This window comes from Streptomyces muensis (assembly GCF_021474425.1).
In the GTDB taxonomy this organism is placed as follows: domain Bacteria; phylum Actinomycetota; class Actinomycetes; order Streptomycetales; family Streptomycetaceae; genus Streptomyces; species Streptomyces muensis.
In genome coordinates, this window is sequence record NZ_JAKEIP010000320.1 from 1 (window position 1) to 8,183 (window position 8,183).

An 8,183-nucleotide genomic window follows, 5' to 3' on the forward strand; every position below is an offset into this window, starting at 1 on the left:
CGGCCCCTTCGCGCCGTACGCGGGTGCGGCCACGTCTTGGTGCGGCACACCGACACGTCCCCTCGCCGCCGTACGCGGGTGCGGCAACCCCCTAGGGGCGCGGGGAACTGCGCGACCAGCCCCCGCCGGCCCGCGGACGACGTACTACTCGGGCCCGCCCATGCCCGTCCACGGGAAGTTCCTCAACGCCGCCAAGTTGGCCTGGGCCAGGGCTGCCGGGCCCTCGGGGCCGTCGGCGGGGGCGTTGCCGGAGGCCCAGGTCTCCACCGCCACTCGGACCGCGGCGGCGGCCACCGCCGCCGCGAAGTTCAGGGCGGCAACGTTGTCTTGGCCGGTTCTGGTCGCCAGGGCCTCGGCCAGGGTTCGTTCGGAGGCGTGGCAGGACTCGGCCCAGACCTTGCTCAGGGCGGGGCTGGAGAGGGCCAGGCGGACCAGGGTACGGGCCCATTGCCAGGAGGACTCCGAGACGCCCGCGCCCGGGGTGAGGGTGTGATGGAGGGCGTGTTCCAGGGCCTCGGGGATGGAGAGCTCGGTGGGGGCGTCGCGGACCGCCTCTGTCCAGCGGGTGGCGCCGGCCGTGTAGAGGGGGGCCACCGCCTCCTCCTTGGTGGCGAAGTAGCGGTAGAAGGTGCGCGGGGCGACACCGGCGGCCTGGGCGATGTCCTCGGCCCGGGTGGCCCGCAGGCCCTGCTTCACGAAGAGCGCGGCCGCGGCTCGGGCGATCTCCATGCGGGTCGCCGCCTTGCGTCGCTCCGTGAGGGAAGGGGAGGTGCTCACGTTCGGCAGGCTATGCCCATGTGGCACAATCTGCCATTCGGGTGGGCCACCCCGTGGTTCAGGTACGGGGTGGCCCGCCCGTCCAGGGCTTTGAGCCGAAGAGGAGCCGGGCCCGGCACCCAGGGGGGATGGGCGCCGAAGCCCGGCTCGGGGAGAGTCCCGGCGCCGGGGGGAGTGCGTCGGGACTTGGTCGGTGAGGCGGTGCGGGTTCGGGGCCCCGGGGATCCAGGGCCCGAACTCCCTTGCCCTTAGGGCTTGTTCCCGGGGGCCTGTCGGTTGAAGCGGCGTTACATCGCCATGTTTGCGCGGTCTTTCGCCACCCGGCGTACGCGAGCGGCGCCGGTCGCACGCCCCCGATCCGCTACGCCGCCGCGTCGAAGCCCGTGCTGCGGGCCAGCTTCTTCAGCTCCAGCAGGGCGTGCTTCTCGATCTGGCGGATGCGCTCGCGGGTGAGGCCGTGTTCCTTGCCGACCTCGGTCAGGGTGCGCTCGCGGCCGTCGTCGATGCCGTAGCGCATCTTGATGATGGACGCCGTGCGCTGGTCCAGGCGGCCGATCAGGTCGTCCAGTTCCTCGCTGCGCAGCAGGGTCAGGACGGACTGCTCGGGGGAGACCGCGGAGGTGTCCTCCAGGAGGTCGCCGAACTGGGTCTCGCCCTCGTCGTCCACCGACATGTTCAGGGAGACCGGGTCGCGGGCCCAGTCCAGGACGTCCGTCACCCGGTCCGCGTTGGAGCCGAGCTCGGCGGCGATCTCGGCGGGCTCCGGGTCGCGGCCGTGTTCGCGGTTGAACTCGCGCTGGACCCGGCGGATACGGCCGAGCTCCTCCACCAGGTGGACGGGCAGGCGGATCGTGCGGGACTGGTCGGCTATCGAGCGGGTGATGGCCTGGCGGATCCACCAGGTGGCGTAGGTGGAGAACTTGAAGCCCTTGCGGTAGTCGAACTTCTCCACCGCGCGCACCAGACCGGCGTTGCCCTCCTGGATCAGGTCGAGCAGGGGCAGGCCGCTGCGCGGGTAGCGGCGGGCGACCGCGACGACCAGACGGAGGTTGGAGCGGATGAAGATGTCCTTGGCCCGCTCGCCGTCGGCGACCAGGGCCTCCAGCTCCTCGCGGGTCGCGTCCGCCTTGGCCTCCTCGTATCCGTCGAGGACCTGCCTTGCGAACACACCCGCCTCGATGATCTGCGACAGCTCGACCTCTTTGGCTGCGTCGAGAAGCGGCGTGCGCGCGATCTCGTCGAGGTACATGCCGACCAGGTCGCGGTCCGCGATCTCGCCGCCATGGGCGCGAACACTGCTTGCCGCGTCGACGGCCTCGCCGGTGGCGGACTGACGACGGGCGACGGCACGGGTTGCCATGCGTGCTCCCTTGCGATGTGGGGCTGGCGGGTGGTTCGTGAACGCTTGGGACTCTCCTCGAGTGCCCGCCGTTCGATGGAAACAACGACTGGAATCAGGACAGAATTCCCAACCCGCCCCTCTATTTTTCTGATCTTGCAGTACCCTGTCCGGCCACACGAGGAGGCACGATGTCGTCGGGACGTACAGAGGTGCAGGTCAGACCGGGAGTCGAGGGTGACCTCGAGGCCCTCACCGACATCTACAACCACTATGTACGTGAGACGCCCATCACGTTCGATACTGCTGTCTTCACGCCGGAAGAACGCCGCCCTTGGCTGCTCTCCCACCCTGAAGACGGCCCGCACCGGTTGATGGTTGCCGCGGAGGCCGGTCCCGGACGCAACTCACAGCGGATTCTGGGCTACGCCACATCCAGCGCCTTCCGGCCGAAGCCCGCGTACGGGACCTCGGTGGAGGTCACCGTCTACCTCGCGCCGGACGCCGGGCGCCGGGGCATCGGCATCCTTCTCTACAAGGCCCTGTTCGAGGCCTTGACGCAGGAGGACGTGCATCGCGCCTACGCCGGGATCGTCCCGCCGAACGAGGCGTCCAGGCGGCTGCACGAGCGGTTCGGCTTCCGGCACGTCGGTACGTACCGTGAGGTGGGCCGCAAGTTCGGCCGGTACTGGGACGTCGCCTGGTACGAGAAGGAGCTCTGAGCCTGCGCGGCTCAGCCGAACTGCACGGAGCGCTTCGCCAGGCCCATCCAGAAGCCGTCGATCACCGACTTCTGCAGGGATTCCAGTTCCCCGGCCGCGTCGGCCGCGCCCATCGTCACGAACAGCGGGGCGAAGTGCTCGGTGCGCGGGTGGGCGTAGCGGCCGGCCGGGGCCTTGTGGAGGAAGTCCAGGAGCGAGTCCCAGTCACGGGTCTCCAGGGCCCGGCGGCCCCAGTCGTCGAACTCCACGGACCAGGCGGGGATGCCGCCCTGGCGCAGGGCGGCCAGGTTGTGGGTGAAGAAGCCGGAGCCGACGATCAGCACGCCCTCGTCGCGCAGCGGCGCCAGCTTGCGGCCGATCTCCATGAGCTTCACCGGGTCGAGGGTCGGCATCGAGATCTGCAGGACAGGGATGTCGGCGGCGGGGTACATCTCGACGAGCGGAACGTAGGCGCCGTGGTCGAGGCCGCGGTCCGGGATGTCCTGGACGGGCATGCCGGGGGCGCGCAGCAGCCTGCGTACGGACTCGGCGAGTTCGGGAGCGCCGGGGGCCGTATAGGTCACCTGGTAGTAGTGCTCGGGAAATCCCCAGAAGTCGTAGACGAGAGGAACGGTCTCGGTGGCACCGATGGCGAGCGGAGCCTCCTCCCAGTGGGCGGAGACCATGAGGATCGCCTTAGGGCGGGGCAGTTCGGCGGACCACGCGGCGAGCTCGGCGGGCCAGATCGGGTCGTCCGCGAGCGGCGGTGCGCCGTGGCTGAGATAGAGGGCAGGCATGCGCTCCTGCGTGGCGGCGGACATGGCGGCGACTCCCTCCGGGGGCTCGAAGCCCATTTGCTTCAAATCTAAAGCTTCTCTGTGGAAGACCGTACGCCTAGGTAGTTAAAAATTCAAGGAGAGCTCTCGTACAGTGGAGTACATGAATACGGCATCGACCTCGGAACCGCGCTGGCTCACCGACGAGCAGCAGCGCGTATGGCGCTCCTACATCGACGCGACCACGCTGCTCGAGGACCACCTGGACCGCCAGCTCCAGCGGGACGCCGGCATGCCGCACGTCTACTACGGCCTTCTGGTCAAGCTCGCCGAGTCGCCGCGCCGCCGGCTGCGCATGACCGAGCTGGCGATGTACGCCAAGATCACCCGCTCCCGTCTCTCGCACGCCGTCGCCCGTCTGGAGAAGAACGGCTGGGTACGGCGCGAGGACTGCCCCGACGACAAGCGGGGCCAGTTCGCGGTGCTGACCGACGCGGGCCACGACGTGCTGCGGCAGACCGCGCCGGGCCATGTGGAGGCCGTACAGCAGGCGATGTTCGACCGGCTCAGCACCGAACAGCAGAAGGCCCTCGGCGAGATCATGCGGATCGTCGCCGAGGGCCTGCAGCCGAGCGAAGCAGGTGCGGACCTGCCCTGGCTCCGCTGAACCGCTCATTCAGGGAGCCTGGGCAGGTCCTGTGGCCGTACGTACGGAGCGTCCCCATCCCCGTACGTAGGCCAGGTCCCAATGGGTACGGCCGGGACGGTCGTCGTCAGTGGGCGACGACCGGGACCGGCAGTTCCTCCGCCGCGCCCTCCTCGGAGGACGCCACCGTCGTGCCGCCCGGGCGGCCGGCGTTGACGAAGGTCAGGGCGATGGCCGCGGCCACGACCAGGATGCCGACGGCGAACCAGATGGCGCTGGTGTAGCCCTGCACCATGCCCTCCAGCTGGACCAGCTGCTGCTGGGACCGGCTGGTGGCGCCGCCGATGTGGTCGGCGATGTAGGACGTGGTGGCCGAGGCGGCGATCGTGTTCAGCAGGGCCGTACCGATCGCGCCGCCGACCTGCTGCGAGGTGTTGACCATCGCGGAGGCGACACCGGAGTCCTGCGGCTTGACGCCCAGCGTGGCCAGGGACATGGCCGGCATGAACGCCGTACCCATGCCGAGGCCGAGCAGCAGCATCGCGGGCAGCAGCAGCGCGGCGTACGAGGAGCCGATCTCCAGCTGGGTCAGCAGCAGCATGCCGAGCGCGGCGACCAGGAAGCCGGGGCCCATCAGCAGCCGCGGCGCGACCCGGGTCATCAGCCGGGTGCCGATCTGGGTGGAACCCGTGATCATGCCCGCGATCATCGGCAGGAAGGCGAAGCCGGTCTTCACCGGCGAGTAGCCCTTGACGATCTGCAGGTAGTAGGTGAGGAACAGGAACAGGCCGAACATCGCGATGATCGCGAGGCCGAGCGAGAGGTAGACACCGCCGCGGTTGCGCTCGGTGACCACGCGCAGCGGCAGCAGCGGGGCCTTGACCTTGGCCTCGACCAGGACGAAGGCCAGCAGCAGCACGCCGGAGGCGACGAACATGCCGATGGTCGTCGAGTCGCCCCAGCCCTCGGACTCGGCGCGGGTGAAGCCGTAGACCAGCGCGACCAGACCCAGGGTGGACAGGATCACGCCGGGTATGTCGAGCGAGGAGCGGTTGCGCCCGCCCTCCGGCTCACGGATGACGAACCAGGCACCGGCCGCGGCGACGATGGCGAACGGGATGTTCACGAAGAACGTCCAGCGCCAGTCCAGGTACTCGGTGAGGAACCCGCCGAGGATCAGACCGACGGCACCGCCACCACCGGCGATGGCGCCGTAGATGCCGAACGCCTTGGCACGCTCCTTGGCGTCGGTGAACATCACCGCGAGCAGCGAGAGCGCGGCCGGGGCGAGCAGCGCGCCGAACGCACCCTGGAGGGCGCGGGCGCCGAACATCATGGCCTCGTTGGTGGCCGCGCCACCCAGCGCGGAGGCCGCGGCGAAGCCGCCCAGACCGACGACGAAGGCGCGCTTACGGCCCCACAGGTCGGCGATACGGCCGCCGAACAGCAGCAGACCACCGAAGGCGAGAGCGTAGGCCGTCACGACCCACTGCCGGTTGCCGTCGGAGATGCCCAGGTCCTGCTGGGCGGAGGGCAGGGCGATGTTCACGATGGTCGCGTCGAGGACGACCATGAGCTGGGCCAGCGCGATGAAGACGAGCGCTTTCCAGCGGTTGGAATCGGCGGCACCGAGGGCGCTGCCTGGAGCCTTTGCGGCTGTTTCGGACATGGGGGTACCCACTTCGGGACTTCGTGACGGAAAAAGGGCGTCGTGAGGAGAGAAAGGTGACTCGGTGAGTCGGTGACTCAAGGGGACGGCTCGTCGGCTCTGACGGCCGCAGAGGTTCGGAGTGGTGACCGCTGTGGTGCTGCGAACTGATCGGTCAGGCCTGGCGCAGGTCCTCCATGGTCAGCGCCGTGCCCTGGAGGACCGAACGGGCCGGGGCCCGCAGTCCGTCCAGGAACAGCTGGAGATGACGGTGGACGAAGCGGTCGGCGATGGTGCACCCGGTCCCCGCCGGGGGCCGGCTGAGCTGGGCCACGGCGATCATGAGGTCGCCGACGTCCACGTCGGAGCGGAGCTGCCCGGCCGCCTTGGCGCGGTCCATGAGCGCCCCGATGAGCTGCTCGGACCGCTCCCGCGACGCCTCCAGGTCCGGATGGTTCTTGTCGAACGTGCTCTGGACCATCGGGCACAGCGCGCTGATCCGCTCGTCGGCCGCGGTGTGCACGAAGCGCTCCAGGGCCTCGAAGGCATCCCCGGTCTCGGCGAGCGCCCGCTCGGCCGCCTCCGTCGTACGGTCCATGACGGAGCAGACGACCTCGCGGACCAGCGCGTCGCGGTCGGGGAAATTGCGGTACACCGTGGCGTTGCCGACGCCGGCCCGGCGGGCGACCTCGTCGAGCGGCACGTCGGGGCCGAACTCGACGAACATCTCCCGGGCGGCGGTGACGATCCGCTCCCGGTTGCGCAGGGCGTCGGCGCGCGGCCGGGGCGCCTTGCGCACTACGGGGGTCACGGTCTGCACGGTGCACTCCTGATGCTGCTGGGTGGCGATCCGGGGAAGGTGTCCCCGTTTCGCTCGGACACATGGCTAAACGGGGAGAGGGTCCCCGGTTATTTCCCACGCCGAGAAAGAATCCATGTGACCTGAGTCACAAGCAATTTGGCGGAAGAACCCACGTTCGGTCTCTTCCAGCGCGCGCCCGCGCGGCCCCCGACACAGGGTGATCGAGAGGGTGCAGCGCGCGGTCAGGCGGGCTGCCATGGACGGAAGGGCCCCTGCATGCAGCCGAGCCGTCGGATACGCCCCCGCCGTGTGGCCGCCCTCGCCTCCGTGACCGTCCTGACCCTGGCGGTCAGCACCTCGGCAGGCACCGGACACCTCACGGCGGGTACCTCGACGGCGGCCGGAGCGAGCCCGATGCCCACGGCCCCCTCCTCCGCACTCGGCCCCTGTCTGATCAGCGGCCGGCCCACGGTCCAGATGTCGGAGGGCATGCCGACCACCCGCGGCTACGCCCGCTCCACCGGCACCGTCCGCGCCCTCACCCTGATGATCGACTTCTCCGACGCGCCCGGCCCGGGCAAGGCCCTCGACCGTTTCGCGGAGTTCTTCCCACAGACCCAGAACTGGTTCCGCACCAGCTCCTACGGCCGCCTCGACTACCGCCCCGAGACCCCGATCCCCCGCTGGCTGAGGATGCCCAAGTCGTTCCGGGCCTACGGCATAGAGCGCGGCGCGCCCTTCGATCCCGGGTACCGGAAGCTGGTCCAGGACATCGTGGTCGCGGCCGATCCCAAGGTGGACTTCCGCTCGTACGACTTCCTGAACGTGCTGGTGACCCCGAACGCCGGCCCCTCGGCCCTGGACACGGTCCTGTCCGTGACCTTCGCGGGCAACGCGGAGGCGCCGGTGGCCGACGGCGTCTCGGTGACCAACGCCTCCTTCGTCTACTCCCGTCAGGACGACGGCTCCGGCACCTACCACCGCACCGGCTACCGGGTCCTCCCCCACGAGAACGGCCATGTCTTCGGCCTGCCCGACCTCTACACCGCCGAGGGCGGCGGCGCGGTCGGCCACTGGGACATCATGAGCGAGGACTGGGGGGCCAACAACGACCTGCTCGGCTGGCACAAGTGGAAGCTGGGCTGGCTGGACGCGGCCCAGGTCCGCTGCGCCGCCACCCCCGGCACCGCCGAGTACGCCCTGACGCCCCTGGCCCGCGAGGGCGGCCCCAAGCTGGTCTTCATACCGCTGGACCGCCGCACCGGCTACGCCGTCGAACTACGCACCCGCGAGGGCAACGACGAGGCCGTGTGCCGCCCCGGCGTCCTCATCTACAAGGTCGACGCCGACGTCGACACCGGCATGGGCCCGGTGAAGGTCCTCGACTCCCACGAGAACAGCGGCGGCTGCACCCGCACCCCGAACGTCCACGCCGAACTCTCGGACGCGACGTTCGCACCGGGGGAGGAATTCCGGGACGAGAAGCGGGGGGTG

At 70.0% G+C, this 8,183-nt stretch carries 8 protein-coding genes; 3 read left to right on the forward strand and 5 right to left on the reverse strand.

The features are described from left to right. Nucleotides 1–144: 144 nt before the first annotated feature. Both L0P92_RS39240 and L0P92_RS39245 read right to left on the reverse strand, forming a co-directional pair. Entirely contained in the window at nt 145–729 is a 585-nt protein-coding gene (locus L0P92_RS39240) for a TetR/AcrR family transcriptional regulator (RefSeq protein WP_234767925.1), read from the reverse strand. A 409-nt stretch (nt 730–1,138) separates the two neighbouring features. Next, on the reverse strand, nt 1,139–2,137 hold the full coding sequence (locus L0P92_RS39245) for a sigma-70 family RNA polymerase sigma factor (RefSeq protein ID WP_062722278.1): 999 nt from the start codon (nt 2,135–2,137) through the stop codon (nt 1,139–1,141). A 170-nt stretch (nt 2,138–2,307) separates the two neighbouring features. On the opposite strand from L0P92_RS39245, the gene L0P92_RS39250 reads away from it, so the two are divergent. Beyond that, entirely contained in the window at nt 2,308–2,838 is a 531-nt protein-coding gene (locus tag L0P92_RS39250) for a GNAT family N-acetyltransferase (protein ID WP_234767919.1), read from the forward strand. A gap of 11 nt (nt 2,839–2,849) precedes the next feature. On the opposite strand, the gene L0P92_RS39255 is transcribed toward L0P92_RS39250, so the two are convergent. Beyond that, nucleotides 2,850–3,638, reverse strand: a complete 789-nt coding sequence (locus L0P92_RS39255) for a dioxygenase family protein (RefSeq protein ID WP_234767920.1) — start codon at nt 3,636–3,638, stop codon at nt 2,850–2,852. Between the two features lie 118 nt (nt 3,639–3,756). On the opposite strand from L0P92_RS39255, the gene L0P92_RS39260 reads away from it, so the two are divergent. Further along, a complete protein-coding gene (locus L0P92_RS39260; RefSeq protein ID WP_234767921.1) occupies nt 3,757–4,260 on the forward strand; it encodes a MarR family winged helix-turn-helix transcriptional regulator in 504 nt (167 codons plus the stop codon). Nucleotides 4,261–4,366: 106 nt separating this feature from the next. On the opposite strand, the gene L0P92_RS39265 is transcribed toward L0P92_RS39260, so the two are convergent. Next, entirely contained in the window at nt 4,367–5,908 is a 1,542-nt protein-coding gene (locus tag L0P92_RS39265) for an MFS transporter (RefSeq protein WP_234767922.1), read from the reverse strand. Nucleotides 5,909–6,062: 154 nt separating this feature from the next. Continuing rightward, complete coding sequence (locus tag L0P92_RS39270; RefSeq protein WP_234767923.1) at nt 6,063–6,707, reverse strand: TetR/AcrR family transcriptional regulator; 645 nt, start codon at nt 6,705–6,707, stop codon at nt 6,063–6,065. A gap of 258 nt (nt 6,708–6,965) precedes the next feature. Between L0P92_RS39270 and L0P92_RS39275 the strand changes: the two genes are divergently transcribed. Then, on the forward strand, nt 6,966–8,183 hold a 1,218-nt coding region (locus L0P92_RS39275; protein ID WP_234767924.1), incomplete at its 3' end, for a M6 family metalloprotease domain-containing protein.